Below are 26,665 nucleotides of genomic sequence, written 5' to 3'. Positions count from 1 at the left end.
AACTGATAAAGAGTGTAAGCGATTCAAATCGGGATAGGGAAGCCTGAAATGTTGCCTGGACGCTACGAGCAGGGGTTAACCCTGATCGAACTTATGATCGCATTGGCGGTTGCCGCCATCCTGTTACTCTGGGGCGCTCCCTCCATGCGCAGCCTGTTTGCAGATGCCCGAGCCAAGGCGAAAATCCATGCCCTCTACCACGACCTGACCCAGGCCCGTCACCTGGCTCTGAGCTACCAGGCCATGGTCACCCTATGCCCTGTCTCCACAAGCAACCAGTGTGATGGCAACTGGGGAGAAGGCTACCAGGTGTTTATCGACGCCCTCCCCCTGCAAACCCTGGACAGTGACGATCTTGTCATGTTCAGCCGCACGGGCATCGACTCTCAAGACCACCTGAAATACAGTGCCACGGTCAATGCGATCCGATTCGACCCCGAGGGGTTCACCGGCCAAAATGGCAGCTTCTACTACTGCAGCGATCAGCCACTGGTCAGCCACCCGGTGAAGGTGGTGATCAGCCGCACCGGACGGGTCAAGCTGGAAGAACATGACGGCAGCACCAGCTGCCAGTGATCATCTGGGCGTCAGTTGCTCCAGGGCCCGGGCTTTGGGAGAACGAAACCGCTCGCGGCCCGGCTGACACTCCATCACCCTCAGTATCTGTGCCGTCTCCTCGACCAGCCCCCGCCCGGGCAATTGCAGCTGTTCCTGACGGGCACGGCTGGGGTACCAGAGGAAAAACAGCACCCGCTCCCGACCCAGGCTGTCCTCCAGCCAGCATTTGTACTCCACCCTCATTGGCTGGCTCAGCATCAGAGGCAGAATCATCCACAACAGTTTCATTGCCAGCACTCCAGAGGAGTTCGCGCTCCGATTTCGTTCAGCGTGATGGCCGCACAGCCTGGGTCCACTGAGGCTTGTGCCCCCAAGGCCGTCGCCTTAAGCACAAAACCGTCGTTTCCCGCCGACTGAGCATCCAGGGAGTAACGACCACTGTCCACCAGCCAGGGATCGGCGCTCATCCCCAAGTTGGTCATATCATCGGTGTAGCTTTGATGATGGAGATAGTAACGTTCCTGCAGATTCGCCAGCTTCATCAGCGCCGCCACCGCCTCACTGCGATACCCGGTTGCCAGTTGCCCCCGGTAAGAGGGCAGAGCCAGTGTCATCAGCAACCCCAGAATGGCTACCACCAACATCAGCTCTATCAAACTGATGCCCCGCTGGGTCTTCATCACTCTCCTCCCTGGTAGTAATAGAGATACCTTGGCGCCAGCACCTTATCCGGATCGCCGCTGCCACTGTCACTGAGGTTGATCCCCTCCTCATCCAGGCTAAACCCCTGGCCTACCCCCACCAGGAATACCTTGGGATTCCACTCCGGATCCGTTCCGTCTGCCGGGGGCGGTACCACCACCTGGGGCGTATCCGGCAGGCGCGCCCCCAGGTTCAGGTATCTGTGGCGGTAACGATTCAGTCCCAGATGCAGATCCAGCACATAGAGCCGCCCCTGCCCTGCAGAGAGACAGCTGTCGGCCTGATTCTGGTTGCCGGGGACGAAGGTGGTGAAATAGGCGTTGCCGTTAAGAATGGTGGCCGCCGACAGCGCCTTTTCGTTCTGGCTCAGGCTCACTCGCCACCCCTGTTTACTGCCCGCCAGCAACTCCTGAACCAGGCGCTGTTCGGCGTCATCGGCCTGGCCTATGGGATCTGCGGTCACATCAAACAGCTGGCTCCAGGTAATGGCCGCAGGCACCTCACTGTGTCCCGGCTCAGAGCCACCATCGAAACTCTGGGGGTAGAGGTTCAGATCCCTCAAGACAAAGAGCCCATCCTGAGTGCCTGTTGCATTGGGGTGGGAGCGATTACCGCTGCCAATCACCACCGCATCATAGGGGCGCTCCGTGTTCACCACCCGGGTGACACTCTCGCCCTCTATAGTCTCAGTCAGCGACTCCTTCAGAAGGATCTTGGTCTGGGCGACCGCCACCTCGTGATGGAAGCGGCGATCATCGGCCTGGGTTGCCCCGCCAAGCTCGGCAAACTTAAACCCGGTCCAGGGGTGACTGCTGCGCAAGCCAGGCAGATCCATCCGCCAGACATTGCCGCCGGTGTCCGCCGCATACAGGCGATCCGTCAATCCGTCGCCATTCCCGTCCAGTGTGGCCACCCGGCCGGGGATGCTGTCTGAAAATCCCACCTGGGTGTGCCCCGCTTCTCCGCCCTCGGCGGAAAACCTGTGCACCAGCTCTCCGCTCTGGGCATCCAGCACAAACACCGCTCTTCCCAGATTGTCGGGGGAGCCAACAGTCTCCAGATCCTTATTGGTGTCGTATCCTCCACCGACGACCAGCACCGGTCTGGCGGACGCCGCCGACAGATTGCCGCTTGGATGATCCGGTATACGCGTTATCACAGGCTCGGACCAGCTCTGTCCCAGCAGAGACATCCCGGTGTCCGCAGCCGTCCGCGTCCACATCAGTGAGGGCTGATCCGGGTTACTCAGGTCCAGGGCATAATAGGCTCGCCCTCCCCGGCGCAATCCGAAGAACACCCAGACCCGCTCACCACTGCCGGCATCTATCTCTCCGTCACCATTGCTGTCCTCCACATAGGCCACAGGCGACCCATCCACACCATAGACGCTGTGGCCGCCGGTCCTGGGGTTGCTTCTCAGGGTAGGTTGATCACCAAGAAATCTGTGGGGACGGAAGCTCCAGCTCTCGGAGATGGTGTCTCCCGCATCCTGGAACATGTGCAGTACACCGGCGTTGGTCCCCATCAGAATTCGCACCCCCTTGCCCTGGCCATAATGAATGGCCAGCGGTTTGGAGTGCAGGGGATCCCCCATCAGATCGGTCCGGGTTTCTGCGGTCACTTCGTTGTCATTGTCATCGTCCACATCCTGGCCACCTATCCAGGCCAGGGTGTCCGCCAGCTCATCGACACCAACCCCCAGCTCCGCCAGCAGGGCAGTGCTCCCCCCAGCCCTGGCCTCCAGAGCAGACTGACTGAGGGGCACCAGGGCACCGATCCCCGAAGCGGGCTCCACCAGAACTCTTCGCAGAGTCTGAGCCACCAGGCTTTCCGCGGCCCCCCCCTCCTCCACCGAGTTGCCGTCCCCACCACTGGACGCCAGGGTGCAGGTGGTTGCCTGGGTCCAGAAACTGCACGCGGTCTCCGCGATGTTGCCCGAGCTGTCGATGCCCGGAGCCCCCCTGGCATCGACTACCTGTCCGGAAGCCAGGATCTTCAGTTTCTTCAGGTTTCCGGACCACCTTGGACGGTCCGAGGGCAGGAACATGGAGTAGTACACCGAGTCCAGGGTCTGGGTCCGGTCAAAACTGTTGGCCGCAATGGAGGGAGAGGTAAAACTGGCGTCCACCGCCAGAATTTCGGAAAACACCCTCTGCAGGGCATTCTGTAAAGCCTGGGCACTGGCGGCTGGGAAATATTGGCCACCGCCACGCCGGGCGGTTTCCGCCAACAGGGCGCCGGCATTGTCGATGGCATCCTGGGAAAAGCCTATGGTGTAGGTGATCACACTCTGTCGGCCACTGACCGAGCCATTCAGGTCCTGGGTATGCAGGTGCTCGGCCAGTGCCGGCAGGTAGCTGTCTGCCCAGTCGCCACTGCCCAGGGTCCGATAGGGGTCATACACCGAATAGGCCTGGGAGGAAGCCACTCCCAGCTCACTGCGAATACGACTGTTGAGGGCTTCATCCTTTGTCGGCGAGCCATCGGTGATCAGCACCACATAGGCTTGAGGCTGGCAGCTGGCAAAGGGGCTGAGGTAACTTCCTCCAGAGGCGAAAGGCTGACCATACACCGCCGTACCGCTGCCAAAGGCCAATGACCCGCCGCTGAAATAGCGATACGCCTCAAACAGGGTCTCACACAGAGGGGTCCAGGTACTGGCGGTCAGCCCCTCTACTGTGCTGATCAGGTTGGCCTTGTTGATGGTGGACATCTCCTGAATGCCGCTGAGCAAGCGCCCCCCATGGCTGCCACTCTGATAGCGGTCGTCGCCACTGTTGACGTTGAACACCGCCAGCCCGAAATCCACACCAGGGGTACTCTCCACCATGGAGGTCACCACCTCCTTGGCAATGGCCAGGCGGCTGCGACGCACTGTCTCTGCGGTATGCAGGTAGTAGAGGTAGTTCTCCGTATAGAGGGTGACACTCTCGGCATTGGCAAATCCGGTTTGTGTCAGCGATGCCTGGGCAGCCGCTTCCAGCTCGGCAGCGCCGAGACCCGCATGACTGCCATCATAGGGCGCACTCTGCTGCAGGTCCTGGGGGAAACCGCTCATCTGCAGGCTGGTACTGGTGTGCCCCGCCGCATTGTTCAGGCGAAGGTCATGGATGTCCTGCAGGCAGTCAAAACCGTATCCGTCGATGCTGCCCCGGTCATGAGCCCATCTCAGGCTGGAGGGAAACCGGCGCCAGCGCCACTCGGGATCCCACCATCCCCCCTTGCGGAAGTTGAGCATGGAGTCGGTAAAGAAGCCGTTGTGATCGATGAGGGTCCCGGCGCCAGGATCTTCTGGGACCATAGGCGCCTCTGCCGCGGCGCAGCCATTGAGGCTGCGGTCAAAGTAGCGGTATTCACTGCCGCTTCTGGGGTCCGGCAGGTTGTCATTCACCTGACCACGCACATAGTAGAAGCGGCCACGGTCATTGCCTGCGGTGTAGTCATGGCCAGGGTCAAAGGGGGGCGGCGCTTCCTCCTCCTCAGTTTTCATCGAACCTGAATTATCGAAGATGATCAGCACCTGGGGGCGGCTGTCCGACGTCAGGGTGCCGCCATATACATAGAGCTCGGTGTCATCGGCCCAGCCGATGCCTACCCCCCAGATCGCCATTGCTACCAACAAAGTTCGCATCGTCAGTTCCCCACCAGCAGCACCTGCTGCTCTATCCCTGTGGTCACACTCAGGCGGCCCATCTCCCCCTTTCCATACCTCACTTGAGAGCTGACCTGATTGGTTCGACAGACAAAGTTGCTGCCCGCATCCGCCAACGCCGTCCGCTTACAGGGGGCCTCTGAGATGAAACCTATACTGTGCTCGGCGGAAAACAGGGTGTCGGCCTGAGTCCGAGTGCCGCTGTTGGTGAGCAGCAAGCTGTCTTCCCTGGCCAGGCGCTGGCGCTCCACAAACCCCTCCTGGGCTCCCCTGGCCTGCTGCAACGCCAACTGACGAGCCGCCGACGCCGCCGACCCCATCAGGGTCACCCGGCTTCCCCCCGCCAATGACAGCCCGAGCACCATCAGCAGCACCAACAGGAAGGTGCTGACCACCAATACGGCACCGCATTGTCGTCTCATAACTGCCCCCTCAGAGAGAGGACCGGATTGCGCAACATCACTGTGGCGCTGAACAGCCGCCTGGGAATGCCGTCATCGAAGCTCAGGGTGCCGTCTGGCAGGGTCAGCGCCAGAGTCTGTTGTGCCAGAGGATCCGCCTCCACGCCGCGAACCACCAGAAACAGGGAGACCGACACCAGGGTCAGGGCCCCCTCCCACTGCTCATGGCTCAGGAGGTCAGGCAGGATATAGCTGTCTACCGCCCCGTCTCCGGTTGAGTCCACCCCCAGCCTCAATTGCAGGGTCTCCACCCCCTCCACCAGCTCCTCCTCGACCATGCCACCGTTGACATAGAGCTGGCGCCACTTGAGCACCGGCACCCCGTCATCTCGGCGCTCCACGTAGAACACCCGATGCTGAAACTCCCAGTAACGCCCCTGGGTCAGGGTTGGCACCGGCAGGGTGTCGCCGGCGAACAGGACTCCGCGACTGGCATTGGCGAGCAGGTAGTAACGGTTGCTGTCCAGGCCAGCGATGTCCTGCGCCGGCCCCATGGCACGCTTAATCTGCACTACATGGCTGCCCTCCAGGGCTTCCTGCGCGCAGGTCATCTTGGGAGAAGCGGTTTGCCGGTAGGCCCACAGGAAACGAAAGTGCCCGCGCTGCCCAGGCAGTGACCCGTTGTTGTCACCGTCGCCGATGCAGTCATTGCCCACCGCAGCCAGCACCTGGACACTGCCCAGATTCAATGAATCTCCGGTGAGCTCTCCCCAAAACCCTGCTTGGGCGATCTCTTCCTTCATCAGTCTCAGGGCCAGCCGTGCCGACTCCTGCAGCTGGTTGTACTGGCCGGTATGGCTCACCGAGGAGGAGGAGGCGACGAAGACGCCCAGCACAGAGCCCAGCACAAACAGCCCCAGTGCCATGGCGATCATCATCTCCACCAGAGTCAGTCCCAGGTTTCGCCTCATAGAGTCACCTTGCTGCTGTCCAGGTAGGCCTGTCGCCGCCTGGGGCCGCCGCTGCCACACTCGTTACGCCAGCTGTCTCCCGAGGCAGCACCATCCCGGGTGCTGTGGCGGCTCTGCCAGCTGACCACCACCTCCACCCTGCTCCCCTGGACGCGAACACAGCCCTGTGCCGCCGCCAGCCCAGTTGCCTGGGAGCCTTTGAGTTCCCCACCTCCACGCAGGGACAGGGCCCACTGATAACTGTCCCAATTGAGCATTTGAGCCGGAGTACAGGGGGTGATGGCACTGCTGACAGACACACAGGCAGGGGTAGGGGGAGAGGGCACGGAAGTGCCGTAGCTGCCCTGATAGGCTGCCAACTGAGAGGGGTTGAGTCGTATCCGTTCCAGCATGGCTTCCGCCAGGATCAGGGCCCTGGCATGCTCGAAGGACTCAAAGCTGCTTCGCTGAGCAACGAGGTGCAGTTGCAGGGTGCCCAGCAGTCCCACTGCCAGCACCACCACCGCCACCAGCACCTCGATCAGGGTGACCCCTGATTGGGTAGAAATCGCCATAACATCCTTGTTGGCTCGGTGGAGTTCCCTATAGATCTAAGCTTATGCCAGCACAAAAAAAGCGCCACCCGAGAGGGTGGCGCCTGTTATATCGAAACAGAAGATGCTTATCTCAGCTCTATAGGCACTTGGAAAACCACGTTTTCTTCTCTGCCCTGGGCCTCTTCGACCGAGTCGGCGCCAAGATTCTGAAGCTCGGCAACCACCCCTTTCACCAGCACTTCCGGCGCCGAGGCACCGGCGGTCACGCCAATGGTGGCGGCCCCTTCCAGCCAGGCGGCGTCGATGTCTTCCGCGCCATCCACCAGATGGGCTCGGGCACCGGACTTCTCCGCCAGCTCACGCAGGCGGTTGGAGTTGGAGGAGTTCTTGGAGCCGACCACCAACACCAGATCACAGCGGGAGGCAAGCTCACGCACCGCATCCTGACGATTCTGGGTGGCGTAACAGATGTCATCCTTTCGGGGCCCGGCAATGGAGGGGAAGCGGCTCCTAAGGGTCTCGATGATCTCTGCAGTATCATCCACAGACAGGGTAGTCTGGGTAACAAACTGCAGGTTGTCCGGATCCCGGACCTCCATCTTGAGCACATCCTCCGGAGACTCCACCAGGTAGATGCCACCGTCGGCGTTATCGTACTGGCCCATGGTGCCTTCCACCTCTGGGTGTCCCGCATGGCCAATGAGCACACACTCCAGCCCCTTTCGGCTGGCCCGGGTCACCTGCATATGCACCTTGGTCACCAGAGGGCAGGTGGCATCGAACACCTTGAGGCCGCGGTTGTCCGCTTCCTGACGCACCGCCTGAGACACCCCGTGGGCACTGAAGATGACGATGCTGTTGTCCGGCACCTCGTGCAACTCATCCACAAACACTGCGCCCCGCTGACGCAGGCTGTCCACCACGTAGCGGTTGTGCACCACTTCATGACGCACATAGATGGGCGGCTCAAACAGTTCCAGGGCCCGCTCTACGATGCTGATGGCCCGGTCGACGCCGGCGCAGAAGCCCCGGGGGTTTGCCAGTTGAATCTGCATGCTCAGTCCTTAACGATGATGTCCAGCACTTCCAGGTCGAAGATCACCATCTGCCCGGCCAGGGGATGGTTGAAATCCACGGTGACAGAGTCCCCGGCCACCTCACGGATGATGCCCGGCACCTGGTTTCCGTCTGGAGTGGAAAACGCCATGATGGTCCCCTCAGTCAGATCCGCGTCGGCGGCAAACTGGGTGCGATCCATATGGTGGATGTTGTCCGGGTTACGCTCACCGAAGGCGTGCTGAGGATCCAGGGAGAAACGGCGGGTCTCTCCCTTACTCATGCCGCGAATGGCCGCTTCGAACGCACCGCTGAGGCTGCCGTCCCCCAGGGTCAGCCGGGCGGGCTTTCCATGGGCACGGGTGCTGTCGGCGACAGTGCCGTCGGGCAACTCCACATTGAAGTGAACGAATACCTGACTGTTGTTGCCAATCACTGGCTCTGTCATGACGCCTCCTTGACCTTACGGCCGTCCATAAAGCTGTCGAGGATCATCAGTACCGCCCCAACGCAGATGGCGCTGTCGGCGATATTGAAGGCTGGCCAGTGCCAGCTCCCCACGTAGAAATCGATAAAATCCACCACGTAGCCATAGGCAACCCGGTCGATAACATTGCCTATGGCACCGCCGATGATCAGCGCATAGGAGAGATTCAGCCGCCACTGGCTGCTCTCCTGGCGGCGCATCAGCACCAGCAACACCGTGGTCACCACCAGGGCAAAGCCGGCAAAGGCCCAGCGCTGCCAGCCCCCGGCATCGGCCAGGAAGCTGAAGGCGGCACCTGTGTTGTGCACATAGGTCAGATTCAGGCTGGGGATCAGGGCCACGCTTTCATAGAGCTGAAAGCTGTCCATCACCGCCAGCTTGGTCGCCTGATCCAGGACCAGGGCCACCAGAGCGACCCAGATCCATCGCAGGCCGCTGTTGTTCCACTGTAGTGCCATTGTCACTCCGTTAGGCAAACTGACGCTGCTCTCCGTCACCGTCAACGTTGGTGACACAGCGGCCGCACAGGCTTGGGTGCTCACCGTGGCTGCCCACGTCTTCGCGGTGGTGCCAACAGCGCTCACACTTGGCGGCCTCAGACAGGGTCACGCCTACCTTGATGCCGGCCAGGGCGGTCTCAGCCAGCTCACCGGCGTCAGCCAGTGGCGCCAGCTTAACATCACTGGTGATCAGCACGAAACGCAGCTCATCACCCAGGCTGGCCAGCAACGGAGTCAGGCTGTCGTCGGCATACAGGGTCACACTGGCGTCCAGCGGGTTGTTGATGCCGTCGGACTTGGCCTCTTCCAGCGCCTTGCGAACCACACTGCGCACCTCCAGCAGCTGCTGCCACTGGTCATCGCTCAGGGAGCCCTCTTCGCGGCTCAAACCGTCGTACCAGGTCTGGGTAAAGACAAACTGATCGCGCTCACCAGGCAGGAGCTGCCAGATCTCGTCGGCGGTAAAGCTCATTACCGGCGCCATCCAGCGAACCATGGCTTCCAGAATCAGGTACATGGCGCTCTGGCAGGAGCGGCGTGCATGGCTGTCCGCCTTGGCGGTGTACTGGCGGTCCTTGATGATATCCAGGTAGAAGCTGCCCAGCTCGATGGAGCAGAAGTGCATCAGCTTCTGGGTTACCTGCAGAAGGTTGTAGCTGTCGTAGGCCTCAACCAGCTCTTTTTGCAGATCGTAGGCACGGGCCACCATCCAGCGGTCCAGCTCCACCATCTCGGCCGGGGCCACCATGTGCTGGCTCGGCTCGAAGCCATTGATGTTGGCCAGCAGGAAGCGGGCGGTGTTACGGATACGGCGGTAAGCGTCGGCGCTGCGCTTGAGAATCTCATCGGAGACAGTCATCTCACCGGTGTAGTCGGTGGAAGCCACCCACAGGCGCAGAATGTCGGCACCCAGCTTGTTTACCACCTGCTGAGGGCTGATGACGTTACCGATGGACTTGGACATCTTGCGGCCCTTGCCATCCACGGTGAAGCCGTGGGTCAGCACCTGTTTGTAGGGGGCCTTGTCCTTGATGGCCACACCGGTCATCAGGGAGGACATGAACCAGCCGCGGTGTTGGTCGGAACCTTCCAGGTAGAGGTCTACCTCGGCACCACCAAACTCGTCACGGGCATCCACCACGGAGGCGTGGGTGGAGCCGGAATCAAACCATACGTCCAGGGTGTCCATCACCTTGTCGTACTGATCCGCTTCCTCACCCAGCAGCTCGGCAACGTCCAGATCCCACCAGGCCTGGATGCCGGCATCGGCAACCCGGTCCGCCACCATGTTCATCAGGGCAACAGAGTTGGGATGCAGCGCCTGAGTCTCTTTGTGGACGAACAGGGCGATAGGCACACCCCAGGTGCGCTGACGGGAGATACACCAGTCGGGACGACCGGCAACCATGCCCTCGATGCGGCTCTGGCCCCAGTCGGGGATCCACTGCACGCCCTTGATCTCCTCCAGGGAGCGCTCACGCAGCTTGGCCTGATCCATGGAGATGAACCACTGGGGAGTGGCACGGAAGATGATGGGGGTCTTGTGACGCCAGCAGTGCGGGTAGGAGTGACGGAAGGACTCGTGATGCAGCAGGGCACCCTTCTCCTTCAGCACGTCCACCACGGCATTATTGGCCTTGAAGACGTGCTGACCGGCAAACAGGGGGGTGTCAGGCAGGTAGACACCGTTGTTGCCCACAGGGTTGGCCACCTCCAGGTTGTACTTCAGACCCACCGCGAAATCCTCCTGACCATGGCCGGGGGCGGTGTGCACCACGCCGGTACCGGACTCTGTGGTCACGTGATCGCCCAGGATGGCCGGTACGGTCATCTCGTAGAAGGGGTGGTTGAACTGCTGCATCTCCAGATCCTGGCCCTTACAGTAGCCCAGGTTGTGGAAGTGTTCGATGCCGGCACGGTCCATCACATCCTTAACCAGATCCGCAGCCAGGATCAGGCGCTCGGGGTTGTCACCCTCAACCTGAACCAGGGCGTACTGCAGATCGGCGTGCAGACACACGGCGCGGTTGGCAGGCAGGGTCCAGGGGGTGGTGGTCCAGATCACCACGGAGACAGGGCCTTGGCCGGTGTGGCCTTCGGCACAGTCAAACTTGTCTTCCACCAGCTTGGCGTCCACGGCGCTGAAACGCACATCGATGGAGGGCGAGGTCTTATCCTCATACTCCACCTCGGCCTCGGCCAGGGCAGAGCCACAGTCGGTGCACCAGTGAACCGGCTTGGCGCCCTTGTGCAGGTGACCATTGTCGATGATCTTGGCCAGGGAGCGAATGATCTCCGCCTCGGTGCCGTAATCCATGGTTAGGTAGGGCTTGTCCCACTCTCCCAGCACACCCAGACGGATGAAGTCAGCTTTCTGACCCTCCACCTGCTTGTGGGCGTACTCGCGGCACTTCTGACGGAACTCAGCGGCAGAGATCTTCTGGCCAGGCTTACCCACCTTGCCCTCGACCTTCAGTTCGATAGGCAGACCGTGACAGTCCCAACCCGGCACATAGGGGGCATCGAAGCCGGCCAGGGTCTTGGACTTAATAATGATGTCTTTCAGGATCTTGTTAACAGAGTGACCGATATGAATGTCGCCATTCGCATATGGAGGGCCATCATGTAGAATGAATGGCTTCGCACCCTGACGGCTGGCACGAATCGCTTTGTACAGCTCTTTCTCGTCCCAGCGTTTCAGCATCTCAGGTTCCCGCTTGGCCAGGTTGCCACGCATGGGGAACTCAGTTTCCGGCAGGTTTAGCGTTGATTTGTAGTCGCTCATCGATCCTTTCACCATAGTTCAGGTAACACCAAGTATTTAATGCCCCTGTTATAAAGCAGTTTAAGACGCAGCAAGCAGGGTCTTGGCCTGCTGAGCATCCTTGATAATCTGTGATTGCAGAGCCTCGAGAGAATCGAAGGCCTGCTCCTTTCTCAGGTGGCTCACCAGAGCCACCCGCAAATGTTCTCCATAGAGGTCACCGTCGAACTCGAACAGGTGCACCTCCAGCTGACAACGTGTTCCCGACACCGTCGGTCTGTGGCCCACATTGGCCACCCCCTCATAGCAACGGTCACGCTCATCATAGACCCGCACCGCAAACACCCCGTTTACGGGCACCACCCGACGCTTCATCAGGATGTTGGCGGTGGGAAAGCCCAGGGTCCTACCCAGCTTGCGGCCATGAGCCACCCGGCCGGTTATCTGATAGTGATAACCCAGCATGCCATGGGCCCGGTCCAGATCTCCGTGCGCCAGGGCCAGGCGTATCAGGGTCGAGCTCACCCGCTGCTGAGCCACCATAAAGCTGTCGGTCGGCACCACCTGGAAGCCATGTTGCGCGCCAGCCTGCTCAAGGGCCTGGAAATTCCCCTTGCGCCCCTTTCCGAAACAGAAATCGTCCCCCACCACCAGGTAGCGAACGTCCAGCTTATCCACCAACAGTTGCTCAATAAACTGTTCACTGGTCAGCTCGGCAAACCTGTGGTTGAAGCTGATGCACAGCACCCGGTCCACCCCAAGCTCCGTCAACCGCCGCAGTTTATCCCGCAGCAGGTTCAGGCGTGCCGGCGCGCGATCCCCGGCAAAATGCTCCTGAGGCTGGGGCTCAAACAGCATCACCGTGGTGGGCAAGTTCAGCTCTTTGCCCTTTTCGACCAAGGAGTTAATCACCTCGGCGTGGCCACGATGGACCCCGTCGAAGTTACCTATGGTCAGAACGCACCCCCGGTGGCGGGGACGCAGATTATGTATACCTCGGATCAGCTCCATCGTATTGCCAGGGCTTTTTACTGTCGAAAATCGCCGGATTATACCTCAGAGTGGCGCCGGAATCAGCACTCAGGCTGCACGCAGATGACGAGGCCGGATCCCGGTCACCATCAGGATCACCAAATAGAGTGCCCCACCTGCGCCAATCAGCGCCGCCAGAGTCAGGCAACGCGCCATAAAGGTCATGGCGACCCACTCACTCTCCCCGGGGGAAAACTGCAGCAGAGTCACCGCCATCACCAGGGCAGCAAGGAGCACCTTGGCCACAAAACCCAGGGTTTCGCCGCTCAGGCGGTAGACTCCCTGACGGCGCAGACCAAGATAGAGCAGCCCTGCATTGAGGGTGGCGGACGCGGCAGTGGCCATGGCCAGTCCCACGTAACCGAAGGGGATCGCCAGCATCACGTTGAATACCATGTTGCTGACCATGGCGATGATGCCATAGCGCACCGGCGTCTTGGTATCCTGTCGCGAGTAGTAGCCCGGCGCCAGCACCTTCACCAGCATGAAGCTGAGCAGGCCGCTGCCATAGGCCATCAGGCTGTAGGAGGCCATCTGGCTGTCTGCCACGGAGAACTGGCCTCGCATAAAGAGCACCATCAGCATCGGCTGGGCCAGGGCGATCAACCCTGCCGCGGCGGGCACCCCCAGCACCACCACTGAGCGCACTCCCCAGTCCATGGTGGAGGCAAACTCCCCCCCATTGTCATCCACATGCTTACGGGAGAGTGCCGGCAAAATCACCGTGGCGATGGCGATGCCAAACAACCCAAGGGGAAACTCCAGCAAACGGTCCGAGTAGTAGAGCCAACTGATGGAGCCGGTCATCAGGAAGCTGGCAATAAAGGTGTCAAACAGCAGGTTTATCTGACTGACCGACACCCCGAACATCGCCGGCAGCATCAGGGTGCGAATCCGCTTAACCCCATCGTCATTCCAGCCCCAGCTTGGTTTTACCAGTACCTTGGCCTTGATAAGGAAGGGGATCTGGAACAGGAACTGAATCAGGCCTCCCAGGAATACCCCCCAGGCCAGGGCCAGCTCGGGTCGGGCCAGTTGAGGGGCCAGCCACAGCGCACAGCCGATGATGGCAACATTCAAAAACACCGGGGTAAAGGCGGCGACGGCAAAACGCCCCAGGGTATTGAGGATCGCCCCGGACAACGCAGTAAAGGTGATGAACCACAGGTAAGGGAAGGTGATCTTCAGCATCAGGCTGGCCAGCTCAAACTTGGCCCCCGCCGGCTCGTCGTTGAGCCAGGCCACAAACCAGCCGGTGCCAAACAGCGCCGCCAATACCGGCGAAGCCACTACCCCCACCAGGGTGACAATGGTCACCAGGGTGCCCAGGGTGCCGCTCACCTTGGCAATCAGGTGACGAACCTCCTCGTCACTGCCCTTCTGCTTATATTCGGTCAATACCGGCACAAAGGCCTGGGCAAAGGCGCCCTCGGCAAATAACCGCCGAAGGAAGTTGGGAATCTTGTTGGCCAGGAAAAATACATCCGCCGCGGCGCCCGCCCCCATCAGGTTGGCCACCACCACATCCCTAACCAATCCCAGAACACGGGAGATCAGGGTCATGGCACTCACCACGGCCCCGGAGCGCATCAACTGTTTACTCAAAGGAAATTGCTCTACTTTTCACTGCCGGAGCGCCACAAAGAGGCCAGGGTGAGAAATATCCCTCACTGCCCCTGTCGCCCGGCAAAAAATGCTGCTAGAATTGCGCCCCATCTTAAACTAGTTGGCCCGAAGAATGCCAAAGTTAGGAGTTTCTCCGAACTTGGTGTCGCTAATTTGCGCGGCGTGATTGACATTGCCCCATAAAAGCGGTATTTTCCACGGCCTTTGAGAATACGACAGCACCGTCTTTTAGGAGTTTGACCTTGGCTAACATCAAGTCTGCTAAGAAGCGTGCAATTCAGTCTGAGAAGCGTCGCCAGCACAATGCTAGCCGCCGCTCCATGTTGCGCACCTATCTGAAGAAAACCGTAGCTGCTATCGCCTCTGGCGACAAAGCTGCTGCTACCGAAGCTTTCAACGCCGCCGCGCCGATCCTGGATCGCATGGCGACCAAAGGCCTGATTCACAAGAATAAGGCTGCCCGTCACAAGAGCCGTCTGAACGCTCAGATCAAAGCTCTGTAAGCTTCTGATTTCGTGACGATAAAAAACCGGCCTAGGCCGGTTTTTTTTATGCCTGAAATTCAGCACCCCGCCCTTTTGGTTCTTTGCCTGGCCCCATCCGAATCTGCTACATTGCCCGGCCAAGGAAAAATCACAACCAGAAGGACCCCCATGCGTCTGCCCCTGACACTGCTCGCCGGCCTGCTGGCCGCCCACACCACACTGGCCGCCCCCTTTACTCAGGAGGTCCTGAGCCAGGGCCAACAGCTGCGCCAACACGCCACGGTCAGCAATCAGGCCTGGAATCTGCTGGAATCTCTCACCACAGAGGTCGGCCCACGCCTTCCGGGGACCGAAGCGGACCGCCGCGCCGTCGCCTGGGCCCAAGCCAAGCTGGAGACCATGGGGTTCGACAAGGTCTACGCCGAACCCGTCACAGTCCCCCATTGGCACAGGGGAGAGGCCAAGGCCAGTATTACCGCTCCCTTCCCTCAGCCCCTGGTGGTCAGCGCTCTGGGTAACACCATAGGCACGCCCGCCGAAGGTGTGGAGGCCCAGGTGGTGGCCTTTGACACCCTTGAAGACCTGAAACAAGCCGATGCGAGCTCGGTGAAGGGAAAGATTGTCTTCATCAACCATAAGATGGAGCGACACAAAAATGGCCGCGGCTATGGCCCTGTGGTCAAGGCCCGGGGTAAAGGCGCCGTGGAAGCCGCCAAGAAGGGCGCCGTGGCCATGCTGCTGCGCTCCGTCGGCACAGACAGCCACCGCTTCGCCCACACAGGTATGATGCGATATCAGGACGGCATCGCCCAGATCCCCGCCGCCGCCCTGTCAAACCCGGACGCAGACCAACTGGCGCGCCTGCTCAAACGGGAGCAGCCGGTTCGCCTCAACCTGACCCTGGGCAGCGAAACCCGAACCGAGCAGACCAGCTACAATGTGGTGGCCGAGATCACCGGCAGCACCCTGCCAAATGAAGTGGTCCTTATCGGAGCTCACCTGGACTCCTGGGACGAGGGCACCGGCGCCCTGGATGACGGCGCCGGCGTCGCCATTGTCACCGCCGCCGCCAGGCACATCATCGAGCGCGGCCTCAAGCCTAGGCGCACCATCCGGGTGGTACTGTTCGCCGCCGAGGAGATTGGCCTTGTCGGCGCCAAGGCCTATAAGAAGGCTCACCTGGATACGCTGGACCGCATCTATATCGCCGCCGAAGCGGACTTCGGCGCCGGTCCCATCTATCGCCTGGACTCCAGGGTCAATGAGGCCGCCTTGCCGATGATGGATGAGGTCGCCCGACAACTGGCCTCCCTGGGGGTTGAGAGGGGTCATAACCGCACCTGGGGTGGCCCGGATGTCTCCATCCTGCCGGACGAAGGGGTTCCGGTAGCGGGCCTGTCCATGGACGGTACCGACTATTTCGACTTCCACCACACCATGGACGACACCCTGGATAAGGTGGATCCGGATGCCCTGCGCCAGAGCAGCACCGTCTACACCCTCTACACCTGGCTGATGGCCAACGCCGAACAGCCTCTGCGCCCCATCCCCCTTCCAAAGGAGTGAGCGGGGAAACGAACACAAAAAAGGAGGACCCTGAGTCCTCCTTTTTTAATGGGCAGCCGGTCAGTTAAGCTGGCTCGTCCCGCAGGAACACCAGGGTCTTATCGTCAGAGTGCTCGGCGCTGTAGTAGTAGCCGCCGTAGTTAAACTGCTCCAACTGGGCCAGCTCAGTCACCTGCTCCTTGGCCATGAAGCGGGCCATCATCCCTCTCGCCTTCTTGGCGTAGAAACTGATGATCTTGTACTGGCCATTCTTCAGATCCTTGAAGACCGGGGTCACCACCTTGGCGTTCAGCTCACGGACCTTGACCGACTTGAAATACTCGTTTGAGGCCAGGTTCACCAGAACCTGGGTCTGCTGCTCCGCCAGAGCCTGGTTAAGCCGGTCGGTGATCAACTTACCCCAGAACGCATACAGGTCCTTGCCCCTGGGGTTGGCCAGCTTGGTGCCCATCTCCAGACGATAGGCCTGCATCAGGTCCAGAGGACGCAACAGACCGTAGAGACCGGAGAGAATCCTCAGGTGCTTCTGGGTGTACTCCAGCTCCGGCTCACTCAGGCTGGTCGCCTCCAGGCCGGTGTAGACATCACCATTGAAGGCAAACAGTGCCTGCTTGGCATTCTCCGGGGTAAAGGGGGCACTCCACTCCTGGAACCTGGCCACATTCAGTCCCGCCAGCTTGTCACTGAGCTTCATCAGGGAGGCCAGATCCGCCGGAGTCAGCTTACGGCACACCTCAATCAGCTCGGCGGCCTCATCCAGCAACTGGGGCTGAGTGCTGACGGCAGTGGGGGCGGGGTTGTCGTAATCCAGATTCTTGGCGGGGGAAATAACGGCCAGCATGGCAGGCTCCATCCTTATTCAAAAGTGATGGAGCCATGATAGCACCGGCGCCCAACAAAAAAACCACGCCGGCTGGCGTGGTTTTCGATAGGGGTAATCGGCTTACTTCTCCCAGACGCCCGGGGCCAGTTTGCCCTTGAGCTCAGGGAAGCGTGCAGGATCAAAGCTCGGGGTCTTACCCGCATCCAGCTGCTGCACATAATCCTTGGCCAACTTCACCGCCAGACCGGAGAGGCCCAGGATCGCCACAATGTTCACCAGCGCCATCATACCCATGGAGGCATCGGCCAGATCCCAGACCACGGCCACCTTGGCCAGAGAGCCAAACAGCACCATACCCAGCACGGCGATGCGGAACAGCATCAGGCCTTTGTGGGTGTTGCCGTTCAGGAACATGATGTTGTTCTCGGCGTAGCTGTAGTTGGCGATGATGGAGCTGAAGCTGAACAGGATGATGGCAAAGGCCACGAAGTAGCTTGCCCAGCCACCCAGTTCATTGGTCAGAGCCAGCTGCAGCAGGCCAATACCCTGGGCATCACCCGGGTTGTCCAGAACACCGGAGAGCAGGATGATGGCCGCGGAGGCGGTACAGATCACCAGGGTATCCACGAATACGCCGGTCATCTGGATAAAGCCCTGGGAAGCCGGGTGCTTGGGGTTGGGGTTGGCACTGGCCGCCACACTGGCCGCAGAACCCATACCCGCTTCGTTAGAGAACAGGCCACGCTTGGCACCGATGATCAGGGCACCCAATGCGCCGCCGGCAAACTGCTCCAGGCCAAAGGCACTCTCGATGATCAGCGCCAGAGCCGCAGGCACCTTGCCCAGGTTCAGGAACACCACCACCAGGGCAACCGCCAGGTAGACCACGGCCATAATGGGCACAATTACCTCGGAGGCGTGGGCCACCTTCTTCATACCACCGACAATAATGAAGGCGGTTGCGGCGACCATCACCAGACCCAGCATCAGTTTGTCGATGCCGAAGGCATCACCGATGGCACCGGCAATGGTGTTGGCCTGAACGGCGTTGAACACGAATCCGAAGGAGATGATCAGGAAGATGGAGAACAGGATCCCCATCCAGCGCTGACCCAGCCCCTTCTCCATGTAGTAGGCAGGACCGCCACGGTAGAAGCCTTCATCATCTTCAACCTTGAACAGCTGAGCCAGGGTGGCCTCGACGAATGCGGTGGACATGCCAAGCAGGGCAATGACCCACATCCAGAAGATGGCACCAGGACCACCACCGACGATGGCCACGGCGATACCCGCCATGTTACCGGTACCCACACGGGCAGCCATGGAGGTACAGAACACCTGGAAGGAGGAGATGCCGTGTTCGGTCTCACGACCATGCATCACAGAGCGGAAGCCATGACCCAAACGGCGGAACTGGATGAAGCCCAGACGTACGGTAAACAGGAAGCCTGCAAATACCAGCAGGTAGATCAGGATGTGATTCCACAGTAGACCGTTTACGGCGCCGGTTGCCGAAGCCAGAACGTCGTTCACGGCTTCCAGGGCAGTGGCCCCGGTGACTGCTGTCATATTCATATTGGAATTCTTCTTTGCTGAGTGAAAAAGCCCGGCGTCATTCTTACCGGTTCACTATTAATGGGACTGTCCCTAACCACAAAGTGCGGCCGTGCCTGGCCTTTCGCCCCTATTTAGGGTTGTAATTGAACAAAAGAGGGCAACTTTTAGGCACCTCTTTCGGGCGATGGGGGGGCACGTTAGCATAGGTTTTTCAGAACAGCGCGTGAGGCCGCTCACAACACAACACCCCGCTATCCTGGACGCAACGAAGGCATTACCGAAAAACCCACCTGCGGCAGCATTTTTTTAACCTGAAGCCAATATTTTACCCATGATCGTCGTGGCAAACGCCTGCCTGACGACTACCTTTTTCTATAGGCAGAGGGTAACGATCTTCGCCAACACTCATTCTGGACACTTTTCACTCACCCGTGGATGGAAAAAAGCCCTGTTCCATGAAAAACCCGGTGAAAATTGACTTATATGGGTGAACCCCGGTGTCCCTTTGATCTAGACTCTCTGATTCTGTCCGAAAAAGTGGCTTGAAACTACTGAGAAACAAGCACCTTTTATCTACACAGAACCTAACTCTTGCCTCAGCTCACGGCTGGAGAAGAGGCAAGAGGCTAAAGGGAATTCACTCCCAAAATGCGCGATTGGGTCCCTGGAGCTGGCGATTTACTGTAATTTTATTACTTTATTGTTGGCAAATAATACAAAATCGCATTTAATGGTGGGCTAATTGCCCAGAAAGTTGTAACGGAAGAACATCTATGTCTAATGCTCTAAACCAACTGAAAGCACTGACGACCATAGTAGCCGATACCGGTGATATCGAAGCGATCAAGCGCTATCACCCGGAAGACGCCACCACCAACCCCTCTCTGATCCTGAAGGCTGCCCAGATCCCTGAGTATGCCCCGCTGATCGAGGAAGCGGTCGCCTGGGCCAAGGCGCAGAGCAGCGATCCTGCACAACAACTGGAAGATGCCGCCGACAAGCTGGCGGTCAACATCGGCCTGGAGATCCTCAAGATCGTTCCCGGACGCATCTCCACCGAGGTGGATGCCCGTCTCTCTTTCGACACCAAAGGCTCCATCGATAAAGCCCACAAGCTGATGCGTCTTTATAATGAAGCGGGAATCAGCAACGAGCGTATCCTGATCAAGCTGGCCTCCACCTGGGAGGGCATTCAGGCCGCACGTCACCTGGAGCAGGAGGGGATCAACTGCAACCTGACCCTGCTGTTCAGCTTTGCCCAGGCCCGCGCCTGTGCCGAAGCCGGCGCCTACCTGATCTCCCCCTTCGTGGGCCGGATTCTCGACTGGTACAAGGCCAGCACCGGCAAGGAGTACAGCGCGGCCGAAGATCCAGGTGTACTCTCCGTCAGCAACATCTACGACTACTACAAGCGCCACGGCTACCAGACCGTAGTGATGGGCGCCAGCTTCCGCAACACCGGCGAGATCCTGGAACTGGCAGGCTGCGACCGCCTGACCATCGGCCCAGGCCTGCTGGAGCAACTGGAACAGAGTGATGTCCAGGTGGAGAGAAAGCTGAGCTTCAGCGGCGAAGTGGAATCCCGCCCAGCCCCCATCACCGAAGCCCAGTTCCGCTGGGAGATGAACCAGGATGCCATGGCCACAGACAAGCTGTCCGAAGGTATCCGAAACTTCGCCATCGACCAGGACAAGCTGGAAACGATGCTCAGCGAAAAGCTGACCGGTTAACGCGATTTTCCGGGCTCCCCATCTGGGGAGCCTGACTGTTTTATAAGGATCTGTCATGAGCACCCTGACCTCCCTGCCCGCCTGGAAAGCCCTGGCGGAGCACGCCGAAGAGATTAAGGCCACCCACCTCAGAACCCTGTTTGCCGACGACCCTGCCCGCTCACAGCGGTATCTGGCGGGGGCCGCTGGCCTGCAACTGGATTTCTCCAAGAACCGCATCAATGACCTGACTCTCAAGCTGCTGGCACAGCTGGCCGACGAGTCCGGCCTGAGTGCCAAGATAGACGCCATGTTTGGTGGCGATGCGATCAACCACACCGAAAATCGCGCCGTGCTGCACACCGCCCTGCGCAGCGGCAGTGACACCCCTCTGCTGGTGGACGGTGAGGATATTCGTGAGGAGATCGCCAGCACCCTGAGCAAGATGGAAGCCTTCGTTAAAGCGGTTCACCAGGGAGAATGGCTGGGCTACACCGGCAAGAAGTTTACCGACATCGTCAGCATTGGCATCGGTGGCTCCTTCCTGGGGCCCAAGATCATGGCCGAGGCACTCAAGCCTTACTGGCACAAGGATCTCAACTGCCACTATGTGGCCAATGTCGACGGCACCGCCATCAGTGAGAAGCTGAAGAGGGTGGATCCGGAGACTACCCTGTTTGTGATGTCCTCCAAGTCCTTCACCACTCAGGAAACACTGACCAATACCCTGACCGCCCGGGACTGGTTCCTGGCCAAGGGTGCCCCGGATAAAGCCATTGGTCAGCACTTCGTTGCCGTGACTTCCAATGTGCCTGCCGCGGTGCAGTTTGGCATCGACGAAGAGAACATCTTCCCCATGTGGGACTGGGTGGGCGGCCGCTACTCCATGTGGTCCGCCATCGGTCTGCCCATCGCCCTGCAAATTGGCTTCGACCAGTTCCGTCAGCTGCTCGATGGTGCCGCCCAGATGGATCAGCACTTCCACAGCGCGCCTCTGGAGAAGAACCTGCCCATGCTGATGGGTCTGCTGGCCGTGTGGTACACCAACTTCTTTGACTCCGCCAGCCATGTGATTCTGACCTACGACCACTACCTGCGCGGTTTGCCCGCCTATGTCCAGCAGCTGGATATGGAAAGCAACGGCAAAGGGGTCAACGGCGACAGCAGCGAAGTGGACTACCACACCGGACCGGTGATCTGGGGCGGCGAAGGCACCAATGGTCAGCACGCCTATCACCAGTTGCTGCATCAGGGCAGCGGCGTAATCCCCGCAGACTTCATCCTGCCACTGAACAGCCACAACCCGCTGGGCCGTCATCACGCCATGCTGGCCGCCAACTGCTTTGGCCAGACCCAGGCGCTGATGGCCGGAAAGACCCTGGAGGAGGCCCGTCGAGAGCTGGAGCAGAAGGGGATGGACAACGACGCCATCGAAGCCCTGGCTCCCCACAAGGTGATGCCGGGTAACAAACCCAGCAACACCCTGTTGATGAACAAGCTGACTCCGGCCACCCTGGGTGCACTGGTGGCTCTGTATGAGCACCGCACCTTCGTCCAGGGCGCGATCTGGCAGATCAACTCCTTCGACCAGTGGGGGGTTGAGCTCGGCAAGGTGTTAGGCAATTCCATATTAGATGACCTGGAAAGCGATACTCCAAAGCTGGATCAGGATGCCTCCACAGCCAGGCTGATTACTATCTTCCGTAAAGGAGAGTTGTAGTCGAGTAATCCCCTTCTGTCTCAGTAACCTTTATGCAACATTTGAGTTGCATACTGAAATCCGGCTGTGATATACCGATATTACTGAGGCAAAGCTGAGGAGGGGACCTATGGAAAGGTTGGATTACGGCTCACCATTAGGAAGCGTGGTCGAAAAGCCGACCCGTTCACGGAGCAGCAGCAAGAAGCGCAAGTGGCGGGAAATTGAAGCACTGAAAGAGCGTCATCGCTTAGAGAAAGAGCTGCAAGATATCGATTTCAACTACGAGCCCGACTGGGACCTCATCGAAGCCTGACAGAATTAACAAAGCCCCGCACTCGCGGGGCTTTTTGTTTCACACCATCCGATGCTCAATCCTCAACGTCCGCCAGGTAGTTGCGCAGGTCCTCAAACTCCTGCTCCGAGGCACTGCCAAACAGGGGGTCCTCGACCAGTTTACTGGCCACCAGGCGGTCCACCTGCTTCCAGTCATCGTCATCGAAGGCCTTGGCCAACTCGGGCAACACCTTGGTTTCCTCGTATTTGAGGTGACGAGTCTGCATCTCAACGAAGGCTTCCACATCGTGGATCAACTTCTCCCTGGGCACCACCGCATCATTGAGGATCATCCCCAGGGTATCCAGCAGCTCCTCGGTGGAGACGCGCAGAGACTGGTGCTCCTTCTCCAGCTGACTGACCTCCCCCTCTCGCCCTGTCTTGTCCAGATAGTGGCGATAGAGAATATCTTCCATGGGATGATGGCTGTGGTCGGCGTACTGCATCAGGTAGTGCACCACATCCCGGATCAGGGTCAGGTTGACCTCCTGCCCCTCTCGCAGACTCTTCGCCTTACCGGAGAGAACCCGGAGCAGAGTCAGAATGTGTTTGTGGTCGGTATGAATCCTGGCCAGCATGGCATTCCCCTCAAAAACGTACGTCGTTTAATCATAGTTAAATTTAAGTTGCCGCCAAAAAACATTTTCTGTTCAAGCCTCTAAGCTTTGACAGAGATCAAGGGCACCAGTCAATCGGGGACAATCCCCGCTGCTCCAGCCACTGATTGGCCATGGAGAAATGGCGACAGCCGAAGAAGCCTCGATGGGCCGACAGAGGAGATGGGTGGGGGGCGGTCAGCACCAGATGGCGACTCTCATCCAGTCTGGCTCCCTTCTTCTGTGCATGAGCGCCCCACAGCATGAACACCGCACCTGGGTGACGCTGATTCAGCTCCTCCATGAGCACATCGGTAAACTGCTCCCACCCAAAACGGGCGTGGGAGTGGGCCTTCCCCCGCTCAACGGTGAGCACCGTATTAAGCAGCAAGACGCCCTGCTCAGCCCACCCCTGGAGGTATCCGTGATCCGGAACGTCAAATCCGGGGATATCCTGAGCCAGCTCCTTGTAGATGTTCTTCAGTGAGGGTGGGGTTGCTACCCCCTGAGGCACTGAGAAGCTCAAACCATGGGCCTGGCCCGGGCCGTGATAGGGGTCCTGACCGAGGATCACCACCTTGACCTGTTCGAAAGGGGTCTGGAAAAGCGCGTTGAACACCTCTCCACTGGGGGGGTAGACCTCGACACCACTTTGCCTGATATCGGCAATGCGGCGGGCCATCTCCTGAAAATAGGGCTGCTCTCGCTGCCTATCCACAATGCCCTGCCAGCTAATATCCACGGTTTCTCCCGGCTCTGCTCGAAAAAAGGCACAGCATAAACAACCCAATGATTCAGAGCAATTGATCCCTGGCTGACAACTCCCTACTATCCTGCAGATTGCAAAAATCAGGAAATGCACAGATGAGACGAATCGGAGCCCATGTCAGCGCCTCGGGGGGCGTAGAGAATGCCCCCCTGAACGCCCGGAAGATTGGTGCAAAGTCCTTTGCCCTGTTCACCAAGAACCAGCGCCGCTGGCAGGCCAAGCCCCTTACGGAGAAGAGCATCAAGGCCTTCAAGGAGAACTGCACCGAGGTGGGCATCGCCCCGCAGCATATCCTGCCCCATGACAGCTATCTGATAAACCTGGGCCACCCGGACCCCGACGCCCTGGCACGCTCCCGGGATGCCTTTATCGATGAGATGCAACGCTGCGAGCAACTGGGTCTGCCTCTGCTTAACTTCCACCCAGGCAGCCACCTGAAGCAGATCGACGAAGAGCACTGCCTGAAACTGATTGCGGACTCCATCAACCTGGCCCTGGAAAAGACCCAGGGGGTGACCGCCGTAATAGAAAATACCGCAGGGCAAGGCTCCAACATGGGTCACCGCTTCGAACAACTGGCCCGCATCATCGAACTGGTTGAGGACAAAAGCCGGGTGGGAGTCTGTCTCGATACCTGCCACACTTTTGCCGCTGGCTATGACCTCTCCAGCTACGCCGCTGCCGAGGCCACCTTCGCCGAATTCGACTCTGTCGTTGGGCTTGAATACCTCAAGGCGATGCACCTCAATGGCTCCAAATCCACCCTTGGCAGCCGGGTGGACCGGCACCATAGCCTGCAACAGGGAGAGATGGGAACCGAAGTGTTTGAGTTTCTTATGAATCACCCCTCGACGCAGGAGATCCCCATGGTCCTGGAGACCATAGATGAAGATCTTTGGGCCGAAGAGATCCGCTGGCTGTACAGCCTGGAGAGAGGGTAAACCCGGAAAACAGGCAAAAAAAAGGCAGGCCATCAAGGCCTGCCGACAGTAAAATAGCAAAAGGGACTGATGTAGTGAGAAGCTCCGACACAAAAAAACTTCTCGGCCCCATTTGGCAAAATAACTGGATGAAACGAAAAACACTCACACACTGAGATGGCACAAACCTTGTGCCTATACCCTGCGGCGATCATTGACCTGGACTCTGACTCCTGAATCAACGAGGTGTTCAATTTACCCCCAACCCCGGCCCCGTACAAACGACGAAAAATACTCCTCGAATTAATTTCGCTCATGTGAAATGGCGACACCGCTCCCATTAACCGATCTCTACAAATCATTAACTTCATGCAGCTGGACCATTGCTGTGACCCATGCCACAGCACAGAGGTGGGTATCAATGCAAATAAGTGTCATTAATAAGCCAAGCTGATAGAGTGTGGCCTCCACTCTCCACAGCAAGTCAGGAACTGCGATGATCGATTTCCGCTCCGATACGGTAACCCGCCCCAGTGAAGAGATGCGCCGCCTTATGGCCGACGCCCAGGTTGGGGACGACGTCTATGGTGATGATCCCAGCGTCAACCGACTGGAGGAGTACGCCGCCGATCTGGCCGGTTTCGAAGCAGCCCTGTTCACCAGTTCAGGCACCCAGGCCAACCTGCTGGCGCTGATGAGTCATTGCCAGCGGGGAGACGAATACCTCTGTGGTCAGCAGGCACACAACTACCGATTCGAAGGCGGTGGTGCTGCGGTCCTGGGCTCCATTCAGCCTCAACCGGTGGAGAACAACCCGGATGGCACCCTGCCCCTGGATAAGCTGGCGGCCCAGATAAAGCCTGACGACATCCACTTCGCTCAGACCCGGCTGCTCAGCCTGGAGAACACCATTGGCGGTAAGGTACTTCCCCAGGAGTACCTGGCTCAGGCCCAGCGCTTTGCCTTCGATCACGGCCTGAAGATTCATCTGGATGGCGCCCGGGTGTTCAATGCAGCGGTAAAGCAGCAGCTGCCCCTGTCCGCCATCGCCCAGCATTTCGATTCGCTGACCATCTGTCTCTCCAAGGGGCTGGGGGCGCCAGTAGGATCGCTGCTGGTCGGTGATGAGGCTCTGATCAACAAGGCTCGCCGCTGGCGCAAGATGCTGGGAGGGGGCATGCGCCAGGCGGGTATCCTGGCAGCCGCCGGACACTACGCCCTGGAGCACAATGTGGAACGCCTGGCCGAGGATCACGCCAATGCCCTGCACCTGGCCAGTGAACTGAGCCAGTTGGAGGAGCTTGAAGTGGATATGGCCCAGGTTCAGACCAATATGGTGTTTGCCCGCCTCAAGGGCCAGGACCCTAGGGCTCTGCAGCATCACCTGGCTCAGAGGGGTATCATCATCTCTGCGGCCAACACCCTGAGACTGGTGACCCACCTGGATGTGGATCGAGCCGACATGGATAAGCTGGTCACCGAAACCAAAGCTTTCTTTGCGAGTAACAGATAATGAGCAACACACGCACTCCCCAGGGCCAACTGCTGCTGCGTACCCTGGCCATGCCCGCCGACACCAACCCCAACGGCGACATCTTCGGCGGTTGGATCATGTCCCAGATGGACATGGCCGGCGGCCTGCTGGCCAAGGAGATCGCCCGCGGACGCATCTGCACGGTCTCGGTAGATGGCATGAGCTTCCACACGCCGGTATCTGTGGGAGACGCCGTGTGCGTTTATGGCCAATGTACCCGAGTCGGCACCAGCTCCATGACCATCACCCTGGAAGTGTGGGCCAAGCCGGTGCTCAAGGGGGAAGATGGCCGTCATTGCGTAACCGAGGGCACCTTCACCTATGTGGCGATCACCGATTCCGGTAAGCCAAGGCCGGTACCGGCGCAGCGCTGACATCAGCAGCCA

25 protein-coding genes are annotated in these 26,665 nt (G+C 59.3%); 9 read left to right on the top strand and 16 right to left on the bottom strand.

Annotation, left to right across the window (positions count from 1 at the left end):
• Window positions 1-48 precede the first annotated feature (48 nt).
• On the top strand, window positions 49-576 hold the full coding sequence (locus QUE41_RS03335) for a GspH/FimT family pseudopilin (protein ID WP_286341534.1): 528 nt from the start codon (window positions 49-51) through the stop codon (window positions 574-576).
• Here the strand turns inward: QUE41_RS03335 and QUE41_RS03330 are convergent, their stop codons facing one another.
• The 12 genes from QUE41_RS03330 to murJ form a co-directional block, all read right to left on the bottom strand.
• On the bottom strand, window positions 577-846 hold the full coding sequence (locus tag QUE41_RS03330; RefSeq protein ID WP_286341533.1) for a TapY2 family type IVa secretion system protein: 270 nt from the start codon (window positions 844-846) through the stop codon (window positions 577-579).
• Complete coding sequence (locus QUE41_RS03325; RefSeq protein ID WP_286341532.1) at window positions 843-1,238, bottom strand: type IV pilin protein; 396 nt, start codon at window positions 1,236-1,238, stop codon at window positions 843-845. Before QUE41_RS03325 ends, QUE41_RS03330 begins: the two co-directional genes overlap by 4 nt.
• Complete coding sequence (locus tag QUE41_RS03320) at window positions 1,238-4,891, bottom strand: pilus assembly protein (RefSeq protein WP_286341531.1); 3,654 nt, start codon at window positions 4,889-4,891, stop codon at window positions 1,238-1,240. Before QUE41_RS03320 ends, QUE41_RS03325 begins: the two co-directional genes overlap by 1 nt.
• 2 nt (window positions 4,892-4,893) lie before the next feature.
• Window positions 4,894-5,334 carry a pilus assembly protein PilX gene (locus QUE41_RS03315; protein ID WP_286341530.1) on the bottom strand — a complete coding sequence of 147 codons (441 nt, stop codon included), beginning with the start codon at window positions 5,332-5,334 and terminating at the stop codon, window positions 4,894-4,896.
• Window positions 5,331-6,284 (bottom strand): PilW family protein, encoded by a 954-nt coding sequence (locus QUE41_RS03310; protein WP_286341529.1) that lies wholly within the window; start codon window positions 6,282-6,284, stop codon window positions 5,331-5,333. Before QUE41_RS03310 ends, QUE41_RS03315 begins: the two co-directional genes overlap by 4 nt.
• Window positions 6,281-6,838, bottom strand: a complete 558-nt coding sequence (gene pilV, locus QUE41_RS03305; protein WP_286341528.1) for a type IV pilus modification protein PilV — start codon at window positions 6,836-6,838, stop codon at window positions 6,281-6,283. Before pilV ends, QUE41_RS03310 begins: the two co-directional genes overlap by 4 nt.
• A 107-nt stretch (window positions 6,839-6,945) precedes the next feature.
• Complete coding sequence (ispH, locus tag QUE41_RS03300) at window positions 6,946-7,875, bottom strand: 4-hydroxy-3-methylbut-2-enyl diphosphate reductase (RefSeq protein WP_286341527.1); 930 nt, start codon at window positions 7,873-7,875, stop codon at window positions 6,946-6,948.
• Between the two features lie 2 nt (window positions 7,876-7,877).
• A complete protein-coding gene (fkpB, locus tag QUE41_RS03295) occupies window positions 7,878-8,324 on the bottom strand; it encodes an FKBP-type peptidyl-prolyl cis-trans isomerase (RefSeq protein WP_286341526.1) in 447 nt (148 codons plus the stop codon).
• The gene (lspA, locus tag QUE41_RS03290) at window positions 8,321-8,821 is read right to left on the bottom strand and encodes a signal peptidase II (protein ID WP_286341525.1); all 501 of its coding nucleotides are present in this window, start codon (window positions 8,819-8,821) and stop codon (window positions 8,321-8,323) included. The genes fkpB and lspA overlap by 4 nt, the downstream gene beginning before the upstream one ends.
• 10 nt (window positions 8,822-8,831) lie before the next feature.
• A complete protein-coding gene (gene ileS, locus QUE41_RS03285; RefSeq protein ID WP_286341524.1) occupies window positions 8,832-11,648 on the bottom strand; it encodes an isoleucine--tRNA ligase in 2,817 nt (938 codons plus the stop codon).
• A 60-nt stretch (window positions 11,649-11,708) separates the two neighbouring features.
• Window positions 11,709-12,638: a bifunctional riboflavin kinase/FAD synthetase gene (ribF, locus tag QUE41_RS03280; protein ID WP_286341523.1), complete on the bottom strand. Its 930-nt coding sequence runs from the start codon at window positions 12,636-12,638 to the stop codon at window positions 11,709-11,711.
• Window positions 12,639-12,707: 69 nt separating this feature from the next.
• Window positions 12,708-14,264: a murein biosynthesis integral membrane protein MurJ gene (gene murJ / locus QUE41_RS03275; protein ID WP_286341522.1), complete on the bottom strand. Its 1,557-nt coding sequence runs from the start codon at window positions 14,262-14,264 to the stop codon at window positions 12,708-12,710.
• Window positions 14,265-14,527: 263 nt separating this feature from the next.
• Between murJ and rpsT the strand changes: the two genes are divergently transcribed.
• Window positions 14,528-14,788 (top strand): 30S ribosomal protein S20, encoded by a 261-nt coding sequence (gene rpsT, locus QUE41_RS03270; RefSeq protein ID WP_028110401.1) that lies wholly within the window; start codon window positions 14,528-14,530, stop codon window positions 14,786-14,788.
• Between the two features lie 150 nt (window positions 14,789-14,938).
• Complete coding sequence (locus QUE41_RS03265; RefSeq protein WP_286341521.1) at window positions 14,939-16,336, top strand: M20/M25/M40 family metallo-hydrolase; 1,398 nt, start codon at window positions 14,939-14,941, stop codon at window positions 16,334-16,336.
• A 64-nt stretch (window positions 16,337-16,400) separates the two neighbouring features.
• Here QUE41_RS03265 and yaaA read toward each other — a convergent pair whose 3' ends face one another.
• Together yaaA and QUE41_RS03255 are read right to left on the bottom strand one after the other, a co-directional pair.
• Window positions 16,401-17,177, bottom strand: a complete 777-nt coding sequence (gene yaaA / locus QUE41_RS03260) for a peroxide stress protein YaaA (RefSeq protein ID WP_286341520.1) — start codon at window positions 17,175-17,177, stop codon at window positions 16,401-16,403.
• A 102-nt stretch (window positions 17,178-17,279) separates the two neighbouring features.
• Window positions 17,280-18,728: an alanine/glycine:cation symporter family protein gene (locus QUE41_RS03255; RefSeq protein ID WP_502876013.1), complete on the bottom strand. Its 1,449-nt coding sequence runs from the start codon at window positions 18,726-18,728 to the stop codon at window positions 17,280-17,282.
• 761 nt (window positions 18,729-19,489) lie between these two features.
• Here QUE41_RS03255 and tal point away from each other — a divergent pair.
• From tal to QUE41_RS03240, 3 genes are all read left to right on the top strand, one after another.
• Complete coding sequence (gene tal, locus QUE41_RS03250; RefSeq protein WP_286341518.1) at window positions 19,490-20,446, top strand: transaldolase; 957 nt, start codon at window positions 19,490-19,492, stop codon at window positions 20,444-20,446.
• Window positions 20,447-20,501: 55 nt separating this feature from the next.
• Window positions 20,502-22,145 carry a glucose-6-phosphate isomerase gene (gene pgi, locus QUE41_RS03245; RefSeq protein WP_286341517.1) on the top strand — a complete coding sequence of 548 codons (1,644 nt, stop codon included), beginning with the start codon at window positions 20,502-20,504 and terminating at the stop codon, window positions 22,143-22,145.
• Between the two features lie 109 nt (window positions 22,146-22,254).
• Window positions 22,255-22,440: a DUF3545 family protein gene (locus QUE41_RS03240; protein WP_028110407.1), complete on the top strand. Its 186-nt coding sequence runs from the start codon at window positions 22,255-22,257 to the stop codon at window positions 22,438-22,440.
• Window positions 22,441-22,495: 55 nt separating this feature from the next.
• Here the strand turns inward: QUE41_RS03240 and QUE41_RS03235 are convergent, their stop codons facing one another.
• Both QUE41_RS03235 and ung read right to left on the bottom strand, forming a co-directional pair.
• Window positions 22,496-23,038, bottom strand: a complete 543-nt coding sequence (locus QUE41_RS03235; protein WP_286341516.1) for a hemerythrin domain-containing protein — start codon at window positions 23,036-23,038, stop codon at window positions 22,496-22,498.
• 97 nt (window positions 23,039-23,135) lie between these two features.
• A complete protein-coding gene (ung, locus tag QUE41_RS03230) occupies window positions 23,136-23,792 on the bottom strand; it encodes a uracil-DNA glycosylase (protein WP_286342899.1) in 657 nt (218 codons plus the stop codon).
• 128 nt (window positions 23,793-23,920) lie between these two features.
• Here ung and nfo point away from each other — a divergent pair, with 128 nt between their 5' ends.
• The 3 genes from nfo (at window position 23,921) to yciA (ending at window position 26,653) form a co-directional block, all read left to right on the top strand.
• The gene (gene nfo, locus QUE41_RS03225; protein ID WP_286341515.1) at window positions 23,921-24,766 is read left to right on the top strand and encodes a deoxyribonuclease IV; all 846 of its coding nucleotides are present in this window, start codon (window positions 23,921-23,923) and stop codon (window positions 24,764-24,766) included.
• Window positions 24,767-25,241: 475 nt separating this feature from the next.
• Window positions 25,242-26,258 (top strand): low-specificity L-threonine aldolase, encoded by a 1,017-nt coding sequence (gene ltaE / locus QUE41_RS03220; RefSeq protein ID WP_286341514.1) that lies wholly within the window; start codon window positions 25,242-25,244, stop codon window positions 26,256-26,258.
• Window positions 26,258-26,653 (top strand): acyl-CoA thioester hydrolase YciA, encoded by a 396-nt coding sequence (gene yciA / locus QUE41_RS03215; protein WP_286341513.1) that lies wholly within the window; start codon window positions 26,258-26,260, stop codon window positions 26,651-26,653. Before ltaE ends, yciA begins: the two co-directional genes overlap by 1 nt.
• The last annotated feature ends 12 nt before the right edge of the window (window positions 26,654-26,665 follow it).

Origin of the sequence: Ferrimonas sp. YFM (genome assembly GCF_030296015.1) — a bacterium.
In the GTDB taxonomy this organism is placed as follows: Bacteria; Pseudomonadota; Gammaproteobacteria; order Enterobacterales; family Shewanellaceae; genus Ferrimonas.
The sequence above is the reverse complement of the archived record's forward strand: the minus strand, read 5'-3'. Positions and strand labels throughout refer to the sequence as shown.